General features: G+C 62.9%; 26 protein-coding genes. 14 read left to right on the top strand and 12 right to left on the bottom strand.

The features are described 5' to 3' along the window. Window positions 1-16: 16 nt before the first annotated feature. From K8B33_RS10965 to K8B33_RS10995, 7 genes are all read right to left on the bottom strand, one after another. Complete coding sequence (locus K8B33_RS10965) at window positions 17-1,468, bottom strand: RNA polymerase factor sigma-54 (protein WP_223426372.1); 1,452 nt, start codon at window positions 1,466-1,468, stop codon at window positions 17-19. A 190-nt stretch (window positions 1,469-1,658) separates the two neighbouring features. Next, window positions 1,659-2,384 carry an LPS export ABC transporter ATP-binding protein gene (gene lptB / locus K8B33_RS10970; protein WP_223426374.1) on the bottom strand — a complete coding sequence of 242 codons (726 nt, stop codon included), beginning with the start codon at window positions 2,382-2,384 and terminating at the stop codon, window positions 1,659-1,661. Next, window positions 2,381-2,908, bottom strand: a complete 528-nt coding sequence (gene lptA, locus K8B33_RS10975) for a lipopolysaccharide transport periplasmic protein LptA (protein WP_223426377.1) — start codon at window positions 2,906-2,908, stop codon at window positions 2,381-2,383. The genes lptB and lptA overlap by 4 nt, the downstream gene beginning before the upstream one ends. Continuing rightward, window positions 2,895-3,446, bottom strand: coding sequence for an LPS export ABC transporter periplasmic protein LptC (gene lptC / locus K8B33_RS10980; RefSeq protein WP_223426380.1), 552 nt, complete (start codon window positions 3,444-3,446; stop codon window positions 2,895-2,897). Before lptC ends, lptA begins: the two co-directional genes overlap by 14 nt. 37 nt (window positions 3,447-3,483) lie before the next feature. Then, window positions 3,484-4,035, bottom strand: a complete 552-nt coding sequence (locus K8B33_RS10985) for a KdsC family phosphatase (RefSeq protein WP_223426382.1) — start codon at window positions 4,033-4,035, stop codon at window positions 3,484-3,486. Between the two features lie 36 nt (window positions 4,036-4,071). After that, the gene (locus tag K8B33_RS10990) at window positions 4,072-5,070 is read right to left on the bottom strand and encodes a KpsF/GutQ family sugar-phosphate isomerase (RefSeq protein ID WP_223426385.1); all 999 of its coding nucleotides are present in this window, start codon (window positions 5,068-5,070) and stop codon (window positions 4,072-4,074) included. 153 nt (window positions 5,071-5,223) lie between these two features. Then, window positions 5,224-6,168, bottom strand: coding sequence for a calcium/sodium antiporter (locus tag K8B33_RS10995; RefSeq protein ID WP_223426387.1), 945 nt, complete (start codon window positions 6,166-6,168; stop codon window positions 5,224-5,226). 272 nt (window positions 6,169-6,440) lie between these two features. On the opposite strand from K8B33_RS10995, the gene K8B33_RS11000 reads away from it, so the two are divergent. The 6 genes from K8B33_RS11000 (at window position 6,441) to hisC (ending at window position 11,999) form a co-directional block, all read left to right on the top strand. Next, on the top strand, window positions 6,441-7,118 hold the full coding sequence (locus K8B33_RS11000) for an MlaC/ttg2D family ABC transporter substrate-binding protein (RefSeq protein ID WP_223426390.1): 678 nt from the start codon (window positions 6,441-6,443) through the stop codon (window positions 7,116-7,118). 171 nt (window positions 7,119-7,289) lie between these two features. Next, window positions 7,290-7,544, top strand: coding sequence for a BolA family protein (locus K8B33_RS11005; protein ID WP_223426392.1), 255 nt, complete (start codon window positions 7,290-7,292; stop codon window positions 7,542-7,544). A gap of 72 nt (window positions 7,545-7,616) precedes the next feature. Continuing rightward, a complete protein-coding gene (gene murA, locus K8B33_RS11010; RefSeq protein WP_223426394.1) occupies window positions 7,617-8,879 on the top strand; it encodes a UDP-N-acetylglucosamine 1-carboxyvinyltransferase in 1,263 nt (420 codons plus the stop codon). Between the two features lie 20 nt (window positions 8,880-8,899). Next, window positions 8,900-9,577, top strand: a complete 678-nt coding sequence (gene hisG, locus K8B33_RS11015; protein ID WP_223426399.1) for an ATP phosphoribosyltransferase — start codon at window positions 8,900-8,902, stop codon at window positions 9,575-9,577. Further along, window positions 9,574-10,911: a histidinol dehydrogenase gene (gene hisD, locus K8B33_RS11020; protein ID WP_223426401.1), complete on the top strand. Its 1,338-nt coding sequence runs from the start codon at window positions 9,574-9,576 to the stop codon at window positions 10,909-10,911. The genes hisG and hisD overlap by 4 nt, the downstream gene beginning before the upstream one ends. Further along, window positions 10,908-11,999, top strand: coding sequence for a histidinol-phosphate transaminase (gene hisC, locus K8B33_RS11025; RefSeq protein WP_223426403.1), 1,092 nt, complete (start codon window positions 10,908-10,910; stop codon window positions 11,997-11,999). Before hisD ends, hisC begins: the two co-directional genes overlap by 4 nt. 45 nt (window positions 12,000-12,044) lie before the next feature. Here hisC and K8B33_RS11030 read toward each other — a convergent pair whose 3' ends face one another. Further along, window positions 12,045-13,145: a trypsin-like peptidase domain-containing protein gene (locus K8B33_RS11030; RefSeq protein WP_223426405.1), complete on the bottom strand. Its 1,101-nt coding sequence runs from the start codon at window positions 13,143-13,145 to the stop codon at window positions 12,045-12,047. 120 nt (window positions 13,146-13,265) lie between these two features. On the opposite strand from K8B33_RS11030, the gene K8B33_RS11035 reads away from it, so the two are divergent. Next, complete coding sequence (locus K8B33_RS11035; RefSeq protein ID WP_317846220.1) at window positions 13,266-14,015, top strand: Nif3-like dinuclear metal center hexameric protein; 750 nt, start codon at window positions 13,266-13,268, stop codon at window positions 14,013-14,015. 41 nt (window positions 14,016-14,056) lie between these two features. Here K8B33_RS11035 and K8B33_RS11040 read toward each other — a convergent pair whose 3' ends face one another. Then, a complete protein-coding gene (locus K8B33_RS11040) occupies window positions 14,057-14,614 on the bottom strand; it encodes a YhcB family protein (RefSeq protein ID WP_223426408.1) in 558 nt (185 codons plus the stop codon). A gap of 153 nt (window positions 14,615-14,767) precedes the next feature. Between K8B33_RS11040 and K8B33_RS11045 the strand changes: the two genes are divergently transcribed. The 4 genes from K8B33_RS11045 to K8B33_RS11060 all read left to right on the top strand — a co-directional run bounded on the left by K8B33_RS11045 (window position 14,768) and on the right by K8B33_RS11060 (window position 18,652). Further along, window positions 14,768-15,418: an alpha/beta hydrolase gene (locus K8B33_RS11045; protein WP_223426409.1), complete on the top strand. Its 651-nt coding sequence runs from the start codon at window positions 14,768-14,770 to the stop codon at window positions 15,416-15,418. Window positions 15,419-15,550: 132 nt separating this feature from the next. Beyond that, on the top strand, window positions 15,551-16,633 hold the full coding sequence (gene zapE / locus K8B33_RS11050) for a cell division protein ZapE (RefSeq protein ID WP_223426410.1): 1,083 nt from the start codon (window positions 15,551-15,553) through the stop codon (window positions 16,631-16,633). A 109-nt stretch (window positions 16,634-16,742) separates the two neighbouring features. Beyond that, window positions 16,743-17,888, top strand: a complete 1,146-nt coding sequence (locus K8B33_RS11055; RefSeq protein ID WP_223426411.1) for an acyl-CoA dehydrogenase family protein — start codon at window positions 16,743-16,745, stop codon at window positions 17,886-17,888. Window positions 17,889-18,193: 305 nt separating this feature from the next. Then, on the top strand, window positions 18,194-18,652 hold the full coding sequence (locus K8B33_RS11060; RefSeq protein ID WP_223426412.1) for a ferritin family protein: 459 nt from the start codon (window positions 18,194-18,196) through the stop codon (window positions 18,650-18,652). A 30-nt stretch (window positions 18,653-18,682) separates the two neighbouring features. On the opposite strand, the gene K8B33_RS11065 is transcribed toward K8B33_RS11060, so the two are convergent. Genes K8B33_RS11065 through K8B33_RS11075 form a run of 3 tightly spaced genes read right to left on the bottom strand, consistent with a single transcriptional unit; the run spans window position 18,683 to window position 20,986 of the window. After that, window positions 18,683-19,111, bottom strand: a complete 429-nt coding sequence (locus tag K8B33_RS11065) for a host attachment protein (RefSeq protein ID WP_223426413.1) — start codon at window positions 19,109-19,111, stop codon at window positions 18,683-18,685. A gap of 51 nt (window positions 19,112-19,162) precedes the next feature. Beyond that, complete coding sequence (locus K8B33_RS11070) at window positions 19,163-19,948, bottom strand: SGNH/GDSL hydrolase family protein (RefSeq protein WP_223426415.1); 786 nt, start codon at window positions 19,946-19,948, stop codon at window positions 19,163-19,165. Beyond that, window positions 19,949-20,986: an aldo/keto reductase gene (locus K8B33_RS11075; RefSeq protein WP_223426418.1), complete on the bottom strand. Its 1,038-nt coding sequence runs from the start codon at window positions 20,984-20,986 to the stop codon at window positions 19,949-19,951. A 234-nt stretch (window positions 20,987-21,220) separates the two neighbouring features. On the opposite strand from K8B33_RS11075, the gene K8B33_RS11080 reads away from it, so the two are divergent. From K8B33_RS11080 to rpsI, 3 genes are all read left to right on the top strand, one after another. Next, window positions 21,221-22,618, top strand: a complete 1,398-nt coding sequence (locus K8B33_RS11080; protein ID WP_223426420.1) for a carotenoid oxygenase family protein — start codon at window positions 21,221-21,223, stop codon at window positions 22,616-22,618. A gap of 160 nt (window positions 22,619-22,778) precedes the next feature. Beyond that, window positions 22,779-23,207, top strand: a complete 429-nt coding sequence (rplM, locus tag K8B33_RS11085) for a 50S ribosomal protein L13 (protein WP_223426423.1) — start codon at window positions 22,779-22,781, stop codon at window positions 23,205-23,207. Window positions 23,208-23,217: 10 nt separating this feature from the next. After that, window positions 23,218-23,613, top strand: a complete 396-nt coding sequence (gene rpsI, locus K8B33_RS11090; protein WP_223426425.1) for a 30S ribosomal protein S9 — start codon at window positions 23,218-23,220, stop codon at window positions 23,611-23,613. The last annotated feature ends 13 nt before the right edge of the window (window positions 23,614-23,626 follow it).

Here is a 23,626-nt window from a genome sequence, read left to right on the forward strand (position 1 = left end):
CGTGTCTCGCGCTGACTCAGATCAGACGTTTACGCTCGCTGGATGCCGGAATACGCATCGCTTCTCTGTACTTGGCGACGGTGCGCCGCGCCACCTGAATGCCCTGTTCATTGAGCAGGCTGGCCAGTCTGCTGTCGCTCAATGGTTTTTTCGGGCTCTCGGCAGCGATCAGCTTCTTTATGATGGCACGAATAGCAGTGCTTGAACATTCACCGCCGCCGTCTGTACCCACATGACTTGAGAAGAAAAACTTGAGCTCGAACATGCCCCGCGGCGTGAACATGTATTTCTGGCTGGTGACCCGGGAAATGGTCGATTCGTGCATCTCCACCGCGCTGGCGATTTCCGCCAGTACCAGGGGTTTCATGGCCTCTTCGCCGTACTCGAAGAAGCCCTGTTGCACCTCGACAATGCGGGTGGCGACGCGCAGCAGCGTATCGTTGCGGCTTTGCAGGCTTTTCAGGAACCAGCGGGCTTCCTGTAGCTGGTTGCGCAGGTAACTGCTGTCGTCATCGCGCAGCCCCTTGCTGCCGGCCAGGGCGGCGTACTGGCTGTTCAGACGCACTCGGGGCAGGGCCTCCCCGTTGAGCTCCACGCGCCAACGGCGGCCGCTGCGTCGCACGATCACGTCCGGGACGATGTATTCCTGCTGGCGCTGCACGATGCTGTCACCGGGATGGGGATTCAGGCTGCGCAGCAGCTGGATCACCGCCACCAGATCCTGCTCATCAACAGCCAGCGCACGCCGCAACTGGGCGTAGTCGCGGCTTTCCAGCAGGGGCAGGTGGGCGGTCAGTGTCAGCGCCTGGGCCCGCCAGGGCGTGTCCTCGGGAAGCTGGCGCAACTGGATGGCCAGGGATTCGGCCAGATCCCGGGCGGCAACACCCGGCGGATCAAAGTGCTGCAGCCGGTGCAGCACTGCCAGCACCTCGTCCTCTTCCGGCCAGAGCTCATCGGGCAGCGCGTCGGCCATCTCCTGGCGCGCCGCAATGGCGATGTCTTCCAGTGAACAGGTCAGGTAACCCCGGTCGTTGAGGGATTCGATGATGGCAAACGCAATGATCCGATCGGCATCGGTCATCGGCGTCAGGTTGAGCTGCCAGAGCAGGTGCTGGTCGAGGGAGGTGGTGGCGGCGGTGCGCTCCTCCCAGGCGTCCATGTCGTCGTCGCTGGCGGCGCCGGCGGAAGGGGCTTCGGTATAGGGGTCGTCCCAGTCGGTATCCACGCCGCTGTCCTGGTCGGCCAGCGCGGCATCATCGCCGGCGACTTCGGCCAGGTCGACGTCGTCACTGTCGGGCAGGTCCAGCGGCTCGCCTTCTTCCAGCTCCAGCAGCGGGTTGGCTTCGATGGCCTCCTGGATCTCCTGACGCAGGTCGAGCGTCGACAGCTGCAGCAGGCGGATAGCCTGCTGCAGCTGCGGCGTCATGGTCAGGTGCTGACCAATCTGAATCTGCAGGCCCGGTTTCATGCTTGTCTGTTGTCCCCCGTGAGCATGATGGCGCCGCTATCCTACGGGGTTAGCCCGTGGGGTGCGGCGCTGCTCTTGATCACTCAACAAGCCTGCAGCATAGCAAGAAGCAATTTTCGTGCCCATTCTTGAAATTCGGGGCTGATTCAGATAGCGCCGTGCTCTCTGTGCAGGGAGTCAGCGCCGGGAGTCAGAGCCGGAAGTCGGCCCCCAGGTAGACGTCGCGCACCTGTTGGTTGGCGAGGATGATGTCGGCGTTGCCCGCCGCGATGATGTGGCCGCCGCTGACGATGTAGGCGGTGTCGCAGATATCCAGGGTTTCACGCACATTGTGATCGGTGATCAGCACGCCGATGCCGCGATCGCGCAGGTGGGTGATGATCGCCTTGATGTCTTTCACGGAGATCGGATCGACCCCGGCGAAGGGTTCATCCAGCAGAATGAAGGCCGGGTCCGTGGCCAGCCCCCGGGCAATTTCGGCGCGGCGCCGCTCACCGCCGGAGAGGCTCATGCCCAGGCTGTCGCGGATATGCGTGATGTTGAACTCCTGCAACAGCTTTTCCAGGCGCTCCTCGCGCTCCGGGCGGGTCAGCTCCTTGCGGGTTTCCAGGATCGCCATGATGTTGTCGGCCACCGTCAGGCGCCGGAAAATACTGGCTTCCTGGGGCAGGTAACCGATGCCACGGCGAGCCCGGCCGTGCATCGGCAGGGCGGTGATGTTGTCACCATCAATGCTGATATACCCGGCATCTGGTGGCACCAGGCCGACGATCATGTAGAAACAGGTGGTCTTGCCGGCGCCATTGGGGCCAAGCAGGCCGACAACCTGGCCCGCCTCGACTTGCAGTGATACGTCTTCAATGACCCGGCGACCTTTGTAGCTCTTGGCCAGGTTGTGTGCGCTGAGCAGACTCACTGTGCTGCATCCTTCTGATCTTCTGCGGGGATCACCAGGCGTACGCGCTGGCTGGCGCCGTCGCCACTGGCCTCGATGTCCCGTGTGCTGAGGTTATAGACCACGCGGGCGCCCTCAAAACTGCGGCCCTGGTATTCAATGTGGGCATCATCCATCAGTGTGATGGTCTGCTGGTCCACATCATAGACAAGGCGCCGGGCGCGGGCATTGATCTCTGTACCGTCGCGCAGCCGCACCGGGTTGCCGGTGGCTTCCACACGGCGGAGGTCGCCGTCCTGCAGCTGCAGTTCGATGCGCTCGGCATTCACCTGCCGCTGGCCCTGGACCAGCTCCGCATTGCCCTCATAGACGCCGGTGCCGGCGGCCTGTTTGAAGGTGGCCCGATCGGCGCTGATGATGGTGTCTTCCGTTATCGGCTCGGCACCCAGGCTGGTGCTGCCACACAGCAAGGCCAGCGCAAGCAGGGCGCTCAGTGAGCCCGACAGACGTCCCGGGGCTCTGAGGTGGTAATCAGCTCGCGTCATAACGGCTTTCCACTCGTTGTTCCAGATACAGGGTTTCTTCACCCATGTCGGCTTGCATCGCGCCCGCCTCGGTGGTGCCGGAGGGGTGGGTGATGCGCACTCTGCCGGGGCTGCGCAGTTGCTCCAGGCGGGACTCATAGATCAGTTCCCCGCTCTCCATCAGTATTTCGTCGGGACCATGATCTCTGGCCTCCACCGCGCCACGTAGCACCACATGCCGGCCCTTGTCGCTGATCTCACCCTCATCGGCTGTCACTTCCCAGGCAAGCGCCGGGTTGAACATGGACAGGTGAGGGTGTGCGACCAGGGTCTGGCCCGTCTCATCCAGTTCAGTGATGCTTTCGGCGCGCAGGTCATATTGCAGCGCGCCTTCCGGACTGAAGGCGCGCGCCTGCACCCCGTGAACGATCAGTGCGGGCGGCAGGGCACGCTCATCATCGGTGAGCGCGGGCATGTCGCGCCACTCATGCAGCACCAGCAGCACGACGGCGGCCATCAGTGTGACACCGATCGCGCTGAGAACGCCCTGGCTGTTCACGTGAGGCTACTCTTTAATCGGCACATCAATGGGCATGTCATTGGCTTGTGTCCACCGTGCGCGTGGGCAACGCGCTGAGGATGAAATCACAGATCTCCCGCACCGCCCCCTGGCCACCTGACTGACGGGTGACGATGTCTGCGGCCTGTTGCGCGCAGGCATGGCCGTTGGGCACAGAAAAGGCGAGGTGCGCCCAGGCCAGCGCCGGGACGTCGGGTTCATCATCGCCCGCATAGCCGACCTGCTGTGGCGCCAGTTGCAGCGATTCAGCCAGTGCCTGCAACACAGCGCCCTTGTCTTCGCGCCCCTGAATGACATGCGCGATACCCAGGTCTGATGCGCGCCGCGCCACCATGTCGGAGTTGCGGCCGGTGATGATCGCCAGTACGACACCGGCCTGCGCCAGCTGCTTGAGGCCGTGGCCGTCGAGGCTGTTGAACACCTTGAAGGCTTCGCCGTCGGGGCCGTAATAAAGGCGGCCGTCGGTCATCACGCCGTCGACGTCAAAGGCCATCAGTTTCAGGCCCCGGGCCCGGGCCCGCAATGCGGCGTTGCCCATGCCGTGTGTGCCTGTGTCGTGTGAAGCCATGTGTTGTCTCGTGTTGTCTGGTGTTGGATAAAGTATTCAGACCACGCCCGCACGCAAAAGATCGTGCATGTTTAGCGCACCAGCGGGCCGGTGTTGGGCATCAACGACGATCAGGCCGTTGATCTTGCGCTGTTCCATGATCTTGACGGCTTCGGCAGCCAGATGCCCGCTTTCGATCACCACCGGGTCTCGTGTCATGACCTGCTCAATGGGGCACTGGCGTATGTCCAGCTCGGGCAGGTCGAGCACGCGGCGCAGGTCACCGTCTGTGAAAATGCCCGCCAGCGTGCCATCTGCGGCGGTGACGGCGGTCATGCCCAGGCCCTTGCGGCTGATTTCCAGCAGTGCCTCGCTGAGCGTCGTGCCTGCCGGGACGCTGGGCAGCCGCTCACCGCCGTGCATGATGTCGTCCACGGTGAGCAGCAGGCGACGGCCCAGGCTGCCGCCGGGATGTGACAGGGCAAAATCCTCGGCAGAAAAGCCTCGGGCTTCCAGCAGCGCAATCGCCAGCGCGTCACCCATGGCCAGCGCAGCCGTGGTGCTGGAAGTCGGTGCCAGGTTATGCGGGCAGGCCTCGATGCTGACCACCACCGGAATATGCACGTCGGATTGTCGCGCCAGCGTGGAGTCGGGGCGTCCGGTGATGCTGATCAGGGGAATGCCCCGGCGCTTGAGCACCGGCAGGATAGCCAGCACTTCGGCGGTTTCGCCGGAATTGGACAGCGCCAGCACTGCGTCGCCGGGCGTGATCATGCCCAGGTCGCCGTGGGAGGCCTCCGCCGGATGCACAAAAAAGGATGGCGTGCCGGTGCTGGCCAGCGTGGCCGCGATCTTGTTGCCGATATGCCCGGACTTGCCCATGCCGGTCACGATGATGCGACCACTGCAGGCCAGCATCAGTGAGCAGGCCTGGTCCGTGTGACCGCCAATGGCGTCAATCAGCTCGGCCACCGCATCTGCCTCGAGCCGCAACACCCGGCGGGCGCTGGCCTGGAAACCCTGATCAGAAGGGGCTTGTCTGGAATCCTGACTCATGCGTTTTCTCGATGACGGTTCTCGATGACGGCCTGTCAGCCGGCCGGGGCGGGCCGACGTGGCGATGAGTGAGCGGAGTATACAGGGCGGCGGGTGTGGCCTGCGAGTCCGGTCTGCCTGTCCGGGGCGCCGCCGGACAGGCCATCTCAGGCATTACAGGCTTTGCGCGGCCAGCAGCGTCAGGTAGCCGGTGTACCCGGCCAGTAGCACCAATCCGGCACCGCGTCCCAGCCGGCGCCGTCCGGCAATCAGCACCAGGATCAGCAATACTGCGGAAAGGGCCAGCATGGCGGGGAAATCGCGGCTGACCAGTGCCGGGTCCATCAGACCCGGCGCCAGCAAGGCCGGCACCGGCAGCACAGCGACCAGATTCATGATGTTGGAGCCGACAATATTGCCGATGGCCAGATCGGCATGGCCGCGCAGGGCGGCGGCCACGGAGGCCGCCAGTTCCGGCAGACTCGTGCCCGCGGCCACCAGCGTCAAGCCGATGACGGTCTCACTGACACCCAGGGACAGGGCCAGCTCCACCGCGCCCCAGACCAGCAGACGCGCACTCACCAGCAGCATGACCAGGCCGCTGATGAACAGCCCCCAGTCCTTCAGGGCGCTGCTGCCGTGGGCGGGCAGCTCCGGGTCTTCGATGGCATCGCGCTGACGGAATTGCCATAGCAGCCAGCCCATGATGCACAGCATACCCAGCAGTAGCGTGCCCTCGCGGCGTGTGAGCACGCCGTCCAGCAGTATCAGGCCGGTCACTGCCGCCACCAGCAGGTAGGCGGGCAGGTCGCGCTGACGTGTGCCTGGCGTAATCAGAATGGGACGTACCAGCAGCGTGACGGCCAGCACCATGCCGATATTGGCGATATTTGAGCCCAGCGCATTGCCAATCGCCAGATCGCTGCTGCCGGTCAGGGAGGCGGTGGCGGAAACCAGAATTTCCGGCGCAGAGGTACCGAAGGCCACCAGTGTCAGGCCAATGGTCATGGGCGTCATGCCCAGGCGCAGGGCGAGGCCTGCGGCGCCCCCGACGAAGCGGTCGGCACTCCAGACCAGAATCACCAGGCCGAATACACAGGCCAGCAGAGCGGGCAACATTGAACCTCCGGAGGGCATCCTGTTCCAAGTAAGTCAGGGTAGTGTGTCAGAGTAGCGTGTCAGGCAGTGACACAGGTGCAAGGCGCCATTAAATCGGTGTTCACGGTAGAACAGCAAGCATCTCGTGCACACTGTCAGGTGACTGGACAAGCCCCGCTCTGGCCGGTTAGATAGCCGATCGAGGGCACGGGCCGATTCTGGCAGGCAGTTGCCGGACTTTTAAAGCAGATGTACTGGCACTGATGCCAGTACAACGATGGCAGGAGAAATACATGAGAGCACTTGGGCTGAAAGCAGGTTTCCCCGAAGCGCTGTGGCAACGGATGGCGGCGATCGTTGTACTGGCGCTGGGCGCGATGATGACCTCGTTGCCCGCTCAGGCAGCCACGGCGCCAGACGAGGTGATTCGCAGCGCCGTGGAACGCATGACCCAGCGCATTGATGCCGAGCGTGACAAGCTGGCCGGTGATCCGGCGTATGCCCGCAAGGTGGTGGATGAGGAGCTGGATGAGCTGGTGGATTTTCGGCGTATTACCCGGTTGGTCATGGGCGATCATTTCGGCGCGGCATCGCGGGATCAGCGCAACCGCTTCATGGAGCGCTTCCGGCGCAGCATGGTGCAGACCTATGCCGCCGGCGTGACCATGTATGAGGGGCAGCCGATCAGCGTGTTGCCACTGGAGGAAGGTGATGTACGCGGTGACCGGGCCCGGGTGCAGATGGAGTTTGTGACGGACAGCGGCCGCCCCATGCCCATTGCTTACACCATGTTCAAGGACGGTGAGGCCTGGAAAGTGGATAACGTGATCGTCAATGGCCTCAACCTGGGGCGGGTGTTCCGCATGCAGTTTGATCAGGCCATGCGCCAGCACGGCGGCGATATCGACAAGGTGATCGCCGGTTGGTCCACTGAGGTGGATATCGAAGAGGCTGCAGCAGGCGGCAGCTGAGCCTTCGCGAAGCCCCCTCCAGCCCCTCTCCGCGAACCCTCGGCCGGGGCCTGCGCGCCCCGGCAGATGAAAAATATCTGTTTAAGCCCTATCATGGCGCTCCCGTGAACCCGCTGCGGGGGCGCCCTTGCGCCCGCCGTATGCGCCCGACTGTATGCGACAGGAGAGCCAATGACCCCGGATCAGATCAAGACATTGATAGAAGCGGGTATCGACGACGCCCGTGTTGCGGTGCAGGGCGAGGGTGGCAAATACGAGATTCTGGTGATCGCCGATGCCTTCGAGGGCCTGAGCCCGGTGAAGCGGCAGCAGCGGGTGTACAGCTGCATCAACGCTGAAATCGCCGATGGCAGCATCCACGCTGTTACGATTCGCGCCCATACGTCGGCACAATGGGATGAAGCGCAGCGTCGCGGCCTTGCCTGAAGCACATGCAGGGCACACGCAAAACACACATTACGCACGTACATTGAAAGCCCCAAACCAGGAACCTGTCTCATGGACAAACTGATCATCACCGGCGGCGCACGGCTGGACGGCGAAATACGCATTTCCGGCTCGAAGAACTCGTCGCTGCCCATCATTGCCGCGACGCTGCTCGCCGATGAGCCGGTGACCGTGGGCAACCTGCCGCATCTGCAGGATGTCACCACCCTGATCGAACTGATCGGCCGCATGGGTGTGCGCGTGGTGATTGACGACCGCATGAATGTCGAGGTCGACGCCTCCACCATCAGCGATTTCCAGGCGCCTTATGAGCTGGTCCGCACCATGCGTGCCTCGATCCTGGTGCTGGGCCCGCTGGTGGCGCATTTCGGCAAGGCGATAGTGTCCCTGCCCGGCGGCTGTGCCATCGGCAGTCGCCCGGTGGATCTGCATTTACGTGGTCTGGAAGCCATGGGTGCGAACATCGAGGTGATCAACGGTTACGTTCACGCCAGTGTTGACGGTCGCCTGCGTGGCGCCCGGCTGGTAATGGACGTCGTTACCGTGACCGGCACCGAAAACCTGATGATGGCGGCCACGCTCGCCGACGGCACTACCGTGATCGAGAACGCTGCCCGCGAACCGGAAGTAGTGGACCTGGCAGAGTGCCTGATGGCCATGGGCGCACGCATCAGCGGCGCCGGCACCGACACCATCACCATTGAAGGGGTCGAGCGGTTGCACGGCTGCCACCACAACGTGATTCCGGACCGCATCGAAACCGGCACCTATCTGATTGCGGCGGCTGCCACCGGCGGGCGTATCAAGGTCAAGGATACGGCGCCGAAATTGCTCGACGCGGTACTGCAGAAGCTGGAAGAGGCGGGCGCAAAGATCGAGGTGGGCGACGACTGGATCAGCCTGGATATGGAAGGCCGCCGGCCACGCTCCGTGTCCCTGCGCACCGCGCCCTATCCAGCCATGCCGACAGACATGCAGGCACAGTTTGCGGCCATGAATACCATCGCCGAAGGCACCGGCACCATTGTGGAAACGGTGTTTGAAAACCGCTTCATGCATGTTCAGGAAATGAACCGCATGGGTGCGGATATCCAGGTGGAAGGCAACACTGCCATCATTCGTGGCGTGCCGCATCTGACCGGCGCCCCGGTGATGGCGACCGACCTGCGCGCCTCCGCGTCGCTGGTGATTGCCGCGCTGGTGGCCAACGGTGACACGACCGTGGACCGCATTTACCACATTGATCGCGGTTATGAATGTATTGAAGAGAAACTGCAGATGCTGGGCGCGACCATTCGTCGTGTCCCGGGCTGACGGTATCAGGGTGAACCAACATGGCAACTGATCGGCCACTGATCATCGCGCTCTCCAAGGGCCGGATTCTTCAGGAAACGCTGCCGCTGCTGGAAAACGCCGGCATTCGTCTGCTGGAAGATCCGGACAAGTCGCGCAAGCTGATCTTTGAAACCAGCCGCGATGATGTGCGCATCATTATTCTGCGCGCCACGGATGTGCCGCCTTATGTGCAGCATGGCGCGGCCGATATCGGCGTGGCGGGCAAGGACGTGCTGATGGAGCATGGTGCGGCGGGTATTTTCGAACCGCTGGATCTGGAAATTGCACGCTGCAAACTGATGGTTGCCGCACCGAAGGATGCCGAGCCGGTGGTCGGGCGCCTGCGGGTGGCCACCAAGTTCGTGAACATCGCGCGTCAATATTTCGCCAGCTGTGGCCGCCAGGCCGATGTGATCAAGCTTTACGGCGCCATGGAACTGGCGCCAATCGTGGGGCTGGCGGACCGCATCGTGGATATCGTCGATACCGGCAACACGCTGCGCGCCAATGGCCTGGAGCCGACCGAGCTGATTGCGCATGTGTCCAGCCGGCTGATCGTCAATCAGGCCAGCATGAAAACCCGTCACACGGACATTCAACGCATTATTGATTGTCTGGCAGAGGCAGTGGCCGCGCGTCGGGACGGCACAGACGACAAGGCAGGTGAGCGCGCATGAAAACCACTCGCCTCAGCAGCACACAGGCGGATTTTGATAGCAGGCTGGATCAACTGACGGCCTGGAGCGAAGAGCGCGACAGCGAAGTCAGCGCCCGCGTCAGTGAGATCATTCGTGCCGTGCGTGAGCAGGGTGACGCGGCGGTGGTGACCTACACCAACCGCTTTGACCGCCGCCAGGTCACGCACATCGACGAGCTGATTGTGGGCCAGGATCAGTTGCAGGCGGCGCTGGCACGCATTCCCGCCGCACAACGCGAGGCGCTGGAAGCGGCGGCGGAACGTGTGCGCAGTTACCACGTGCGGCAGCGTCAGGATTCCTGGCACTACGAAGATGCGGATGGCCATTTGCTGGGCCAGCAGGTCACGCCCCTCGACCGCGCCGGCCTGTACGTGCCCGGCGGCAAGGCAGCCTACCCCAGCTCGGTGTTGATGAGCGCCATCCCGGCCAAAGTGGCTGGCGTTGGTGAGGTGGTCATGGTGTCCCCGTCTCCCGGTGGTGAGCTCAACGACATGGTGCTTGCCGCCGCGGCCATTGTCGGCATTGACCGCGTGCTCACCGTGGGTGGCGCCCAGGCAGTTGCCGCACTGGCCTGGGGCACAGAAACCATTCCCGCCGTCGACAAGATTGTCGGCCCCGGCAATATTTATGTGGCAGAAGCCAAGCGCCAGGTATTCGGCAAGGTCGGCATCGACATGATCGCCGGGCCGTCGGAAATTCTCGTGGTTTGCGATGGCAAGACCAATCCGGACTGGATTGCCATGGACCTATTTTCCCAGGCGGAGCACGACGAGGAAGCCCAGGCCATCCTGATCTCGCCCGATGCGGCCTTCCTGGATCAGGTGGCGGAAAGCATGGCGCGCCTTGTCGTCACACTGGAGCGCGAAGACATTATCCGCACCTCCATGGCCAATCGTGGCGCACTGATACAGGTGCGTGATCTGGATGAGGCCATGGTGCTGGTTAATCGGCTGGCCCCGGAGCACCTGGAATTGTCACTGGATGATCCCATGACCTGGGCGCGCCAGGTACGGCATGCCGGCGCCATTTTTCTGGGGCGTCATACCTCGGAAGCGGTCGGCGATTATTGTGCCGGGCCCAGCCACGTGTTGCCGACCTCCGCCACGGCCCGTTTCTCGTCGCCGCTGGGGGTCTATGACTTCGAGAAACGCAGTTCGCTGATCGGTTGCTCGCCGCAGGGTGCCAGCTTGCTGGGCCGCATCGCCTCACCGTTGGCACGCAGCGAAGGGCTGACCGCCCATGCGCGCAGTGCCGAATACAGAATTGATGACCAGATTGACGGCAACATTGACGGCAGTGGGTCTGCGCAATGAGCAAATACTGGAGCGACTTTGTTCACCAACTGGTGCCCTATGTGCCCGGTGAACAGCCGAAACTGGCGCGGCTGGTCAAACTCAACACCAACGAAAATCCCTTTGGTCCTTCGCCCAGGGCGCTGGCGGCGATCGCGGCGGCCAGCGGCGATGCGCTGCGCCTTTATCCGGACCCGGATGCTACGGCGCTGAAGACAGCGATTGCGGAATATTACGGTGTGCAGAACGATCAGGTCTTTGTCGGCAATGGTTCCGACGAAGTGCTGGCGCACCTGTTCCTCGGGTTTTTCCGCCAGAATGCGCCGCTGTTGTTTCCGGATATCACCTACAGTTTTTACAAGGTCTACTGCGGCCTGTACCAGATTGATTACCGCACTGTGCCCTTGCGCGATGATTTCAGCATTGATCTGACCGATTACATATCTGGCAACACGTCCGGCAAGCATGCACACAATGGCGGCATTATTTTCCCCAATCCCAACGCGCCCACCGGGCGGCCGTTGCCGCTGGCAGACATCGAGGCACTGCTGCAACGCAACACCGATTCTCTGGTGGTTGTGGATGAGGCCTATGTGGATTTTGGCGGTGAGACGGCGATTGCGCTGGTGGATCGCTACCCGAATCTGCTGGTGACCCAGACGTTGTCCAAATCCCGTTCGCTGGCCGGATTGCGCATCGGTCTGGCGGTGGGGCAGCGACCGCTGATTGAAGGGCTGGAGCGCATCAAGAACAGCTTCAATTCCTACCCGCTGGATCGCCTGGCCATCGCTGCCGGGACTGCCGCGTTTGAAGATCGGGAATGGTTCGAGCAGTGCCGTGATGCCATTGTTGCCGGTCGCGAAGCACTGGCGGCGGCATTGCGTGCGCGGGGATTCGAGGTGCTGCCCTCGGCGGCGAACTTCCTGTTTGCCCGCCATCCGCAGCACAAGGGCGAGCAACTCGCGGCGGGGCTGCGTGCCGAGGGCGTTATTGTGCGGCATTTTCCGCGCCCGGAACGCATTGCCGATTTTCTGCGCATCACCATCGGCACCGAGGCGCAGCACGAAGCGCTGCTCAGCGCCCTGGACCCGCTACTCTCGGACGCCTGATCCGCTCTGACACTGATCTGACACCCATCAAACACCGATGGCGTGTCAGTTTTCTTCAGCGGGCGGGCGTGTGCCGATCAGCACCGACAAGGTCAGCGGTTCCCGGTTGCGAATCACGTTCAGCTCAAGCTCGGTGTCGGGGCGCGTGCCGGCAATGATGTTCATGGCCTGAAAACCGTCGCGCACCCGGTTGCCGTTGATACCGCTGAGCACATCGCCGGGACGCAATCCGCCTTGATGGGCCGGACCATTGCGCACGACTTCCGATACCAGCCCGCCACGGGCCTCTTCCAGCCCGAACGACGCCGCCAGATTCGGCGTGATGTCCTGCACCGTGACACCCAGCCAGCCACGAATCACCCGGCCATGTTCGATCAGATCCGTCATGACCTTGCTGGCGGTGGAGGCGGGCGAGGCGAAGCCCATGCCCTCCCAGCTCCCGCCGGCAGACAGGATGGCCGTGTTGATGCCGATCAGGTTGCCGCGGGTATCAATCAGCGCACCACCGGAATTGCCCCGGTTGATGGCCGCATCCGTCTGGATGAAATTCTCGAAAGTGGCAATGCCGAGGTTGCGGCCGGTGGCGCTGACAATCCCCATGGAGACGGTCTGGCCCACGCCCAGCGGGTTGCCGATGGCCAGCACCACATCACCGACATTCGGCGCACTGTTGTCCAGCCGGATGACCGGCAGGTTATCCAGCGAAATCTGCAACAATGCCAGGTCGGTTTCCGGGTCGGTGCCGACCACCTGGGCTCTCGCCTCGCGGCCATCATGCAATGCCACCAGAATTTCATCGGCATCGCGGATGACGTGATAACTGGTCAGCATGTATCCGGCGCTGGAGACGATGACCGCAGAGCCGAGGCTGGACAGAATGCGCTCCCGGCGCGGCTCTCCCATGAACTGCTGAAAGAAGGGATCGTCCGGCTCGTCACGGCGGGTGATGACCTGCGTCGTGTAGATATTGGCCACCGCCGGGGCGGCACGAGACACGGCTTCGGAATAAGAGGTCACCAGCTGTCCCATGCTGGCGGGCGCGCCGCCGTTGGGTGCCCCCGGGCCGGACTGGTGCCACCAGAGCACACCCATGCCCACAATCACGCCGGTCAGGGCCGGGCCGGCGAGGAATTTCAGCAGCTTCATCGCATTTTTTTCCGCTGAGGTACAATTGGCGGCAGTGTATCAGATGAACCCGTGCCACCGTGATGCTGATAGCGCAAAAGCGCGCCCTGGCTCACGGGGAACACACCTGACGGAGGCTCCATGCTCAAACGCGACGACATGCTGCACGCTCTGGACGAGCTGCTGGCTCCCGGGTCCTATCGGGATTACTGCCCCAATGGCCTGCAAGTGGAGGGGCGCGAGCAGATTCGTCGTGTGGTGACCGGCGTAACCGCCTGCCAGGCCTTGCTGGATGCGGCGGTGATTGAAGAAGCGGATGCGGTGCTGGTGCACCACGGCTACTTCTGGAAAAACGAAGACGCACGGGTGCGCGGCATGAAGAAGCAGCGCCTGCAGACCCTGCTGCGCCACGATCTGAACCTGTTTGCGTACCACCTGCCGCTGGATTGCCACCCGCGCCTGGGGAATAACGCTGAATTGGGGCGCCGCCTCGGTCTCAGTGTGACGGGCCCGCTGGGGGACGACGGCATTGGTCTGGTGGGACGCTTGCCAGAGCCGATGACGGCACTGGAATTTGCCCGCCTGGTCGAGGACGTGGTGGGCCGCGAAGCCCTGCATATCGGTGAGACAGAAGACGAGATCGAAACCATCGCCTGGTGTACTGGTGCGGCGCAGGGCTTTATCGAACAGGCCCAGGCCCAGGGGGTGGACGCCTATCTCAGCGGCGAAATCTCCGAACCGACGGTGCATTTCGCCCGCGAAACCGGCATCCATTATTTCGCAGCCGGGCACCACGCCACCGAGCGTTACGGGGTGCAGGCGGTGGGCCAGTGGCTGGCGGACACCTTCGGCATCGAACACGTCTTCATTGATATCGACAACCCGGTCTGAGGGCACCGGGTTGTTGTGGTGCGGTCAGTGTTGAACGGCTGTCAGGCGCGCTTCTCGTCTGCCGTCGAGCAGCCCTGGTCCTCACACCCTTCGGCATAGTCCCGGGGCGGTTCGACGCCCGCTGTGGCGGCATCATCTTTCGGCCGGGCAAAGTCATCCAGAGGGGAGAAAGGCCCCTCGGCCTTGAGGCGCAGACCAAAGTCCTCCGACAGCGTGCCCTGGGCGGATGGCGCATAGTCCAGCGGCTGGCTGACATCACCGCTGCTGCCCGGTTGCTCGCCGGGGTAGCCCGGCAGGCTGTCCAGTGACTTGGCCATGGCCAGGCGCCGGCCCTGCTCGCTGCACAGGCCACGGGCCCCCTCGGACAGGTGATCGTGCACGGCCCGGTAGGATGCGGTCATCTGGTTGACCAACTCGGCGGTGCGCAGGAAATGGTGGTCCACCTCTTCCCGATGTCGCGCCAGTGTGCTCAGCGCCTCATCGCGCTCCTGCTCGAATTGCTTGCGCTGGCGTCGGGCGGGCATCAGCAGGACGGTGGCTGCGCCGCCGACGATCAGGCCGGCAAAAAACGTGAGCAGAACGGCGGTCAGGTTTTCCATGCGTTACTCCCATGGGGTATCAAGAACGGAGTGTCAGGGATCGTTACAGACGATCCTATTGCAGCACAGCTGTTCCTCCAGCGCCAAGCAGAGTGGCCGGGTAATTGTTAGAATTCGTGCTACCGCATGGTCCACCATCAGAAGGAGCCACCGATGACAGCCAGCGATACCCGCCAAACCTGCGACTTGCAGGGGCCTGAAGGGCGCCTGGAGGCGGTGCTGGAGAAGGGGGAAGGCACCCCGACTTTCTGCGCCATTGTCTGTCATCCGCACCCGTTGTTCGGCGGCACCATGGGCAACAAGGTGGTGACCACCCTCAGCCGGACCTGCCGCGAGGCCGGTGGCGCTGTGTTGCGCTTCAATTTCCGTGGCGTGGGCAAGAGCCAGGGCGCCTACAGCGACGGCCTGGGTGAGACCGAGGACCTGCTGGCCGCCGAAGCATGGTTGTCCCACGCCTGGCCAGGTCTGCCACTGTGGCTGGCGGGCTTCTCCTTCGGCAGCTTCGTGGCGGCGCGCGGCGCGCGCATCCTGGCGGACAACGGCCGCCCGGCCAGACACCTGTTCCTGGTAGCGCCGCCGGTGCACCACTACGATTTCAACAGCATCGACAATACCGCCTGCCCGGTCACCGTGGTGCAAAGCGAAGACGATGAAGTGGTGCCCGCTGAGGACGTCTTCCAATGGGCGGCGCAGACCCCGCTGGCGCCGGATCTGATTCGCGTACCGGACGCCGGGCATTTCTTCCACGGGCGCCTGATCCCGCTGGCCGAGGTGGCCCGCAGCCGCCTGCCCGGCGCACTTTAACGACAGGACTCTAACGACAGGACTCCAGCGACAGGCAGCTCGTGGCGGCGGGCGCCACAACCACGACGGGCTGAATTGCCATCCGTGCGCCCCGGCGCTACATTGGCCGCCCCGAATAGACAGTGCGGGCCCATGACTCCTCTTGAGCACTACCAGCGCGACCTGACCCGCCCGGAGTTCTTCCATGACCCGGCGCAGCAGCGTGCCGTTGAGCAGCTGGATGCCGTGTATCACGCGCTGATGGCCGGCACCGGCCGCCGTGGTGGCCTGTTTCGCCGGCGCCGCCCGCAGGCCATACAGGGCCTGTATATGTGGGGCGGCGTGGGCCGCGGCAAGACCTACCTGATGGACGTCTTCTTCGAGTCCCTGCCGTTTCCGGAGAAGCGGCGCATGCACTTCCACCGCTTCATGCAGCACGTGCACCAGGAGATGCGTGCGCGTCAAGGACAGAAAAATCCACTGGTAAACATTGCCCGTGATTTTGCCCGGGCCACGCGAGTGCTATGTTTTGACGAGTTCTTCGTCACGGACATCACCGATGCCATGATTCTGGCGGGCCTGCTCGAGGTGCTGCTGGAAGAGGGCGTGACGCTGGTGGCAACGTCGAACATCGAGCCCGACGGCCTCTACCGCGACGGGCTGCAGCGGGCGCGCTTCTTGCCCGCCATCGCGCTGATCAAGGCGCACACGCATGTGCTCAACGTCGATGGCGGCACCGACTACCGGCTGCGACTGCTGGAGCAGGCAGAGCTGTATCACTGCCCCCTGGGCGACAATTCGGAAGCCTTCCTGACAGAGCGGTTTGCCACCCTGGAAACAGAACACGGCAACCACCGTGAACAGGTCGACCTGAATGTGGAAGGCCGTGTGATTCACGCCCGCAAAGTCAGTGACGATGTTGCCTGGTTCGACTTCCGCGCCCTGTGCGACGGCCCGCGCAGCCAGAACGATTACATCGAGCTGGCCCGTGAATTTCACACGGTGCTGCTGGGCAATGTGGAACGGATGGGCGGCGCCACCGATGATCTGGCGCGCCGCTTCATCAATATGGTGGACGAGTTCTACGACCGCAGCGTCAAGCTGATCCTGACTGCGGAAGTGCCGATCGAAGACCTTTATGCCGGCGGCCGGCTGGAGTTCGAATTTGACCGCACCCGCAGCCGCTTGCTGGAGATGCAGTCACACGAGTACCTGGCGCGCGCACACAAGGCGTGACAGACCGGAAAAACCTGAAAATTTGACAATGACGTACAAGCGCTGAGGTGTTCACAGCTGGTTGACTAGGCTGTGCGAGCATGAGGCGTCATCAACAGGAGAAAACACCATGATCCCCCGTACTTTGTTCTCGTCTGACCACGAAACCTTCCGCGACACCGTGCGCAAGTTTCTGGAAAACGAAGCGACCCCGCATCATGAAGAGTGGGAAAAAACCGGCCAGGTACCCAAGGAACTGTGGCGCAAGGCAGGCGAGCAAGGCTTCCTCTGCCCGATGGTATCGGAAGAGTACGGCGGCCTGGGCACCGACTTCCTGTACAGCGTTGTCGTCAGCGAAGAGATTTCCCGCGCTGGCCTGACCGGTATCGGCTGGGGCCTGCACACCGAAATCGTGGCGCCCTATGTGGAGCACTACGGCAGCGAAGAGCAGAAGCAGCGCATCCTGCCGAAGATGGTCAGCGGCGAAATGATTGGCGCCATCGCCATGTCCGAGCCCGCTGCCGGGTCTGACCTGCAGGGCATCAAGACAACCGCCGTCAAGGATGGCGACGGCTATATCCTCAACGGCTCCAAAACCTTCATCACCAACGGCCAGAATGCCGACCTGGTGATCGTGGTGGCCAAAACTGACCCGACCAAGGGCGCCAAAGGCATCAGCCTGTTCCTGCTTGAAGCCGGCACCCCGGGCTTCGAGAAAGGCAAGAACCTGAAAAAAGTGGGCATGAAAGCCCAGGACACCTCCGAGCTGTTTTTCCAGGACGTGCGCCTGCCGAAAGAAGCCCTGCTGGGTGAAGAAGGCAAAGGCTTCATCTACTTGATGGAAGAACTGCCCCAGGAACGCCTCGGCATCGCCATCAACGGCCTGGCCATGGCAGAAAGCGCTTTCGAGCAGACCGTGGCATACGTCAAGGACCGCAAGGCCTTCGGCAAATCCATCGCCGAATTCCAGAACACCCAGTTCAAACTGGCCGAGATGCACACCGAACTCGAAGTGGGCCGCGCCTACGTTGATCGCTGCCTCGAACTGCACCTCAAGGGCGAGCTGGATATCCCCACTGCCGCAGCGTCCAAGTACTACATCACCGACCTGCAGTGCAAAGTGATCGACGAGTGCCTTCAGCTGCACGGCGGCTACGGCTACATGTGGGAATACCCCATCGCCCGCATGTTCGCCGACGCCCGCGTACAGCGCATCTACGGCGGCACCAACGAGATCATGAAAACCATCATCGCCAAAAAAATCCTGGCCGACTGATACATGATCCCGATAAAAAAGGCGGCCCGAAACGGCCGCCTTTTTTTATCCCCACCGCATGACACTGCATTCACCATCACTCCCAGCACACCGCCCTCCTCCTACGCCGCATTCGCCAGGAATCCCACCCGCGCCTCCGTCGTCCGGGACGGTTGGCTGCCGCACAGACAGCTTGTAAAAAGACCCGCATACAGAAGCGACAAAAAGATCGGCAGGGCGGGAGTTGCGCCTGTCTTTGACCCAGATCAGTGCCCACCCACATTCCCGCGCTGATCATGTTCCAATGACTACAAGGAGACACCGCCATGCGCTTTCGTCGGATCAAGGATGTACTGGAATGGACACGCCGCTTTCATAATACCCTCGCCAATGATTATGACGGGCTGGCCAGGGGGCAGGAGCAGGAGCGGGTTGGCATGTTGCTGCAGTATCTGGCGGAGCATGAACGGGCGCTGAGTGAGGCATTGCAGCATTATGAGGAGGACGCTGGTGCAGAAGTGCTGAACACCTGGTACGACCAGGCGCCGGAGATCGCGCTGCCGCCGGATCTCGACAGCTTGTCTGAAACGCTGGAAAGGGTCGACACGCAATCCGTGCTGGCGTTGGCGCTCGATTTCCATGATGTGCTGATCGACATGTACGAAACCTTTGCCGCGAAGGCGCCCACCCCCGGGGTGCAGCGCCTGTTTGACAGCCTGTCGAGTCAGGAAACCCGCGAGAAGCTGCGCACGGCGCGGGATGCGTTGCGGCTGGAAGATCTCTGACCCGCTACCGTGCTGGTCGCTAGCCCAGCATCAATCAAACACATACCGCCTGATCGTCTCCACATCCTCCCCGGCCAGATTTTTCTGGATGGTCTTGTCCACCATCTTGCCCAGGTGCCCGTTCAGGGTGTGGCGCAGGGCGCCGAGAAAGGCGGGGGGTGAAATGATCACCAGCTTGTCGAATTTGCCTTTTATGCGGCCTTTTTCCAGGGCCTCGGTAATGGTGCGGGCGAAGGTGTGGTGTTGCTGGTCGCGCACGTCCGGTGGCTCCATGGCGCTACGGCTTTCGTTGGCGCTTTCGAAGGTGCGGCCGGGGCGGTCGCTGTAGATGTCCTGGTCTTTCAGTCGGCTTTCGGGGAAGGCGAAGCTTTCGATTTCCTGTGGGGGTTGTACCCGGTTGAGGGCAGAGAAAATACGAGCGCGGGAGCTTTCGGCGACAACGATCCAGGTCTTGTCCATGGGGCGCCTCCTGTACGGGATGACGAAATGGCCATGTGTCATGGTCTCTGTCTAGTCAGACTGACTCAGATCAGAAAGTTTCTCAATCGCCTGTCGGGCGAGGCGCTCGCCCATGGCGCTAAAGCCTGCGGCGGAGGGGTGGTAGCCGTCTTCGGCCAGCAGTGCCGGGTCGCTGAGGTCGCCGTAATCCAGCACCGGGCAGCCCCGGGCGGCGCTCACCTGGCGCAGGCCGTGATCCAGCAGGCGTGCGCGCAGGCCGATGACGGCGCGCAGGGGCTGGGGCAGGGCGCTGAAGCGATGCATCGGTGGCACCGGCGCAAAGGCGATCCGGGCGGCAGGCTGCAGGTGTTGCAGGGTGTTGATGAGGGTATGCAGCTGTGTACGCCAGTGTCGCAGCGTTGTCAGGCCGGTGGTGTCGTTCACGCCCATCATCACCAGCAGGAGATCTGCGCCAGGTTCATGCGCGGGTACGGAATCGGGCAACGGCTGCGCGAGCAGCGCGGCCAGTCGCAGCCCATTGCGGCCGTGGCACTGCCAGCGCACGCTGCGGCCGGTGAGGGCGGCCAGGGGCTTCGCCAGGGCCGGTCCGGCGCCGTCGGCCTGGGTCTGTACGCCGACGCCGGCCACCGGGGATTCGCCAATGATCAGGCAATGCAGTGGCGGGCCGGTGGGGCCGCCGGGCGGGTGGCACTGGTCTGTCCGGGGACCGTCCGCCTCGGGCAGGCGCAGGGCGGTGCGTCGGGTGCGGCGCGCTTGCACGGCCAGCACTGGCAGTAACACCAGTGCCAGCAGCCAGAACAGCAGCCACAACAGCAGCCACAACAGCAGCGTGCGCACTCAGGGCGCCGGGTAAGGGTGTTCGGCGTGGATCGCCTCCAGTGCTTTTTCCAGTGTCTTGTCCAGGGGGACCTCGATGCTGCGCAGGTTGGTTTCCAGCTGGGTGAGGTCGGTGGCGCCGATGATGTTGCTGGTCACGAACGGGCGGCTGGTCACGTATTGCAGGGCCAGTTGCGCCGGGTTGAGGCCGTGGGCTTCGGCCAGTTGGCAGTACTTCTCTGTGGCGGCGGCAGCCTGCGGGTTGGTGTAGCGCGAGAACTGCTTGAACAGTGTCAGACGGGCCGCCTCCGGCCAGGTGTCGTTGCGGTATTTGCCGGAGAGCATGCCGAAGGCCAGCGGGGAGTAGGCCAGCAGGCCGATGTCTTCGCGGTGGGCCACTTCGGCCAGGCCGACTTCGAAGCTGCGGTTGAGCAAGGAGTAGGGGTTCTGGATCGACACCGGGCGGGGCGCGCCCAGGCGTTCGGCTTCCATGACGTACTTCATGGTGCCCCAGGCGGTTTCGTTGGAGAGGCCGTAGTGGCGAATCTTGCCGGCCTTGACCAGGCCGTCCAGCACTTCGATGGTCTCTTCAATCGGCACGGCGGCGTCGTCCTGGCGGTGCTTGTAGCCCAGGCGGCCGAAGAAGTTGGTGCTGCGTTCGGGCCAGTGCAGTTGATACAGGTCGATGACGTCGGTCTGCAGGCGGCGCAGGCTGCCTTCTACGGCTTCCTCCAGGTGCTGGCGGTTGAGGCGCGGGCCGCCGCGGATATGGCTGATCCAGTCGCCGGGGCCGGCGGCCTTGGTGGCCAGAATGATGTCCTGGCGGCGTCCGCTGCGGGCAAACCAGTTACCGATGATCTCTTCCGTCTTGCCAGCAGTGTCTGCGGACGTGGGCACGGCGTACATCTCGGCGGTATCGAAGAAGTTGATGCCGTGCTCTACCGCCAGGTCCATCTGCGCAAAGCCTTCCTCCTGGGTGTTCTGCTTGCCCCAGGTCATGGTGCCCAGGCACAGGGCGCTGACGTTCAGGTCGGTGCGGCCAAGACGGCGGTATTCCATGGTGTGCTCCAGTGACGGTTGGGTTCTTGCGTGGCCCCGATGATAACGAGGCTGTGCCGTTGCCGGTAGGGCAGCAATCGGTGGTGATTGACGCGGATATACATGGCGCAGGTCTGTATAGGCTTGTCTGCGCGGGCGGATCGCTTTATACCAGAGGGTTCTGATGGATTGGAACCGGCCGGTTCCCCGGGAGTGTTCATGGCGTTGGCAGGCAGGTCTTCAGATGATCCGCGTATGGCGCATGTGGGTGGATTCGAGGCGCTGGAGCAGGAGTTCAGCTACACGATTCCCAACAGCGCGGTGCGCGGTCGTATTCCGCCGACAGTGCGGGGCACCTTCCTGCGTATCGGTCCCGGGCGCAATCGCATTGGTGAGGACACCTTCGGCCACTGGTTCGACGGCGATGGCATGGTGCATGCGCTGACCTTCACCGATGACGGGGCCTGGTACCGAAACCGCTATGTGCGCACCCCCAAGTACCTCAAGGAAACGGCGGCGGGCAGGATTGTGTGCCGCAGTTTCGGCCACAACGCGCCCGGTGGGCAGCTGAAGAATATCGGTCGGCCGCCGGCCAATGCGGCGAATACCAGTATTGCCAACCATGGCGGGCGCTTGCTGGCGCTGTGGGAAGGGGGGCGGCCCTGGGCGCTGGACCCGCAAACGCTCGAAACTCTCGGAGAATGCAACTTCGATGGCGCGCTGGGGCTGGCTGATCCGTTCAGCGCCCACGGTCATACTCACCCGCAGACCGGCTACTACTATAACCACGGCGTCACGATAGGGCCGGGCGGGCCGCGCATCAATCTGTACGAGATCAATCCCGCCGGGCGGCTGACGCGCAAGCGGCACTTCAATATCGATCATCTGGCCTTTGTGCACGGGTCGGGGCTGTCGGGGCGGCATCTGGTGCTGCTGGTGCATCCGCTGGGCATGGCCAGCGTCTGGCCGTTCGTGTTCGGGCGCAAGGCGTTCGATGAGGCCATCGAATATCGCCCTGAATGGGGCATGAAGGCGTATGTCGTCAGCCTGGAGACCCTGAAGGTGGAGCGGGTGTTCGAGCTCGCACCTTTTGTGTTGTTCCACTACGGGAATTGCCGGGAGGAAGGCGAGGAACTGGTGGTGGACCTGATTCGCTTCGAGGACTTCGCCGTGGCGGGGCAGTTGCGGGATGTGTTCGGCAGCAGTGCGGCGGAGGGCGGCAAGCCCTGGCAGTATCGCTTCAATCTGCGTACCGGCGCAGTGCGTGAGGCGGCACTGCCGACCCGGCTGGGGTGTGAGTTCCCGCAGTTTGATCTGCGCTACAGCGGCCGTGAAAGCCGCTATCTGTACACTGCGGCCATCGCGGACAACGGCACGCCCGGCTTCTTCAATGCCATCCAGCGGCTGGATACCCGCAGTGGCGAGGTGGTGGTGCATGATCTGGGGCCGGGGCGCTTCACGTCCGAGGCGATGTTTGTGCCCGAGGGAGACGCGGAGGGGGATGGTTACCTGTGTGCGGTGGTGTATGATGCGGCCACGCACCGCAGTGAAGTGGTGCTGCTGGATGCCCGCAGTGACACACTGGGCGAAGTGGCCGCCGTGCCACTGCGCAACCCTGTGCCATTCGGATTTCACTGCGGCTACATTCAATGAATGGCCCAATGAGCAAGACAGTGAGCGAGCAGGCGCTATTGGCGCTTGTCTTGATTGACCCCCTTGGGTACAATCCGCGCTCTCTTATTCGCAGGTGGTGCTGTGTCGCCGCCTCCGATGGGTCCAATTACCCGTAAATTCCTGATTTTGGGGCAGATTCATGAAAACCTTCAGCGCCAAACCGGACAGCGTCAAGCGCGACTGGTATGTGGTAGACGCTTCCGGCAAGACGCTGGGTCGTCTGGCCAGCGAGATCGCAACGCGTCTGCGTGGCAAGCACAAGCCTGAGTTCACACCGCACGTCGACACCGGTGACTACATCGTTGTCGTCAATGCAGAGAAAGTGCACGTGACCGGCAAGAAAGCCAGTGACAAGATGTACTATCGCCACAGCGGTTTTCCGGGTGGTATCAAGCAAGCCAATTTCGAAACCCTGATCGCGAAGAAGCCTGAGCAGGTGCTTGAACTGGCCGTGAAGGGCATGATGCCGCGTAACCCGCTGGGCCGCGCCATGTTGAGCAAATTGAAAGTGTATGCTGGCGCTGAGCATCCGCACACCGCGCAGCAGCCGCAAGCACTGGAAATCTAAGGGGTATTTGATGGCAACGGTAGCATCCAATTACGGCACTGGCCGACGCAAGACCTCTGCAGCACGCGTATTCCTGCGTCAGGGCAGCGGCAAGATCATCGTTAATGGTCGTCCTCTGGACGAGTACTTCGGTCGTGAAACCGCCCGTATGGTGGTGCGTCAGCCGCTCGAGCTGGCTGAAATGACTGACCGCTTCGACGTGCTCGTCACTGTCAGCGGTGGCGGCACTACCGGCCAGGCCGGTGCCATTCGCCACGGTATCACCCGTGCACTGATGGATTATGACGAAGCGCTGCGTCCGCCGCTGCGTCGTGCCGGTTACGTGACCCGTGATGCCCGTGAAGTCGAGCGTAAGAAGATCGGTCTTCACAAGGCGCGCAAGCGTCCGCAGTTCTCCAAGCGTTAATTCACGCTGGACG

The sequence above is a fragment of the Alcanivorax limicola genome, assembly GCF_019931215.1.
Lineage (GTDB): Bacteria > Pseudomonadota > Gammaproteobacteria > Pseudomonadales > Alcanivoracaceae > Isoalcanivorax > Isoalcanivorax limicola.

Coding starts and splice junctions, on each gene's coding strand:
- K8B33_RS10965 (WP_223426372.1), bottom strand. CDS start 1,468: ATGAAACCGGGCCTGCAGATTCAGATTGGTCAGCACCTGACCATGACG.
- lptA (WP_223426377.1), bottom strand. CDS start 2,908: ATGACGCGAGCTGATTACCACCTCAGAGCCCCGGGACGTCTGTCGGGC.
- K8B33_RS10985 (WP_223426382.1), bottom strand. CDS start 4,035: ATGGCTTCACACGACACAGGCACACACGGCATGGGCAACGCCGCATTG.
- K8B33_RS10990 (WP_223426385.1), bottom strand. CDS start 5,070: ATGAGTCAGGATTCCAGACAAGCCCCTTCTGATCAGGGTTTCCAGGCC.
- K8B33_RS10995 (WP_223426387.1), bottom strand. CDS start 6,168: ATGTTGCCCGCTCTGCTGGCCTGTGTATTCGGCCTGGTGATTCTGGTC.
- K8B33_RS11000 (WP_223426390.1), top strand. CDS start 6,441: ATGAGAGCACTTGGGCTGAAAGCAGGTTTCCCCGAAGCGCTGTGGCAA.
- K8B33_RS11005 (WP_223426392.1), top strand. CDS start 7,290: ATGACCCCGGATCAGATCAAGACATTGATAGAAGCGGGTATCGACGAC.
- murA (WP_223426394.1), top strand. CDS start 7,617: ATGGACAAACTGATCATCACCGGCGGCGCACGGCTGGACGGCGAAATA.
- hisG (WP_223426399.1), top strand. CDS start 8,900: ATGGCAACTGATCGGCCACTGATCATCGCGCTCTCCAAGGGCCGGATT.
- hisD (WP_223426401.1), top strand. CDS start 9,574: ATGAAAACCACTCGCCTCAGCAGCACACAGGCGGATTTTGATAGCAGG.
- hisC (WP_223426403.1), top strand. CDS start 10,908: ATGAGCAAATACTGGAGCGACTTTGTTCACCAACTGGTGCCCTATGTG.
- K8B33_RS11030 (WP_223426405.1), bottom strand. CDS start 13,145: ATGAAGCTGCTGAAATTCCTCGCCGGCCCGGCCCTGACCGGCGTGATT.
- K8B33_RS11035 (WP_317846220.1), top strand. CDS start 13,266: ATGCTCAAACGCGACGACATGCTGCACGCTCTGGACGAGCTGCTGGCT.
- K8B33_RS11040 (WP_223426408.1), bottom strand. CDS start 14,614: ATGGAAAACCTGACCGCCGTTCTGCTCACGTTTTTTGCCGGCCTGATC.
- K8B33_RS11045 (WP_223426409.1), top strand. CDS start 14,768: ATGACAGCCAGCGATACCCGCCAAACCTGCGACTTGCAGGGGCCTGAA.
- zapE (WP_223426410.1), top strand. CDS start 15,551: ATGACTCCTCTTGAGCACTACCAGCGCGACCTGACCCGCCCGGAGTTC.
- K8B33_RS11055 (WP_223426411.1), top strand. CDS start 16,743: ATGATCCCCCGTACTTTGTTCTCGTCTGACCACGAAACCTTCCGCGAC.
- K8B33_RS11060 (WP_223426412.1), top strand. CDS start 18,194: ATGCGCTTTCGTCGGATCAAGGATGTACTGGAATGGACACGCCGCTTT.
- K8B33_RS11065 (WP_223426413.1), bottom strand. CDS start 19,111: ATGGACAAGACCTGGATCGTTGTCGCCGAAAGCTCCCGCGCTCGTATT.
- K8B33_RS11075 (WP_223426418.1), bottom strand. CDS start 20,986: ATGGAATACCGCCGTCTTGGCCGCACCGACCTGAACGTCAGCGCCCTG.
- K8B33_RS11080 (WP_223426420.1), top strand. CDS start 21,221: ATGGCGCATGTGGGTGGATTCGAGGCGCTGGAGCAGGAGTTCAGCTAC.
- rplM (WP_223426423.1), top strand. CDS start 22,779: ATGAAAACCTTCAGCGCCAAACCGGACAGCGTCAAGCGCGACTGGTAT.
- rpsI (WP_223426425.1), top strand. CDS start 23,218: ATGGCAACGGTAGCATCCAATTACGGCACTGGCCGACGCAAGACCTCT.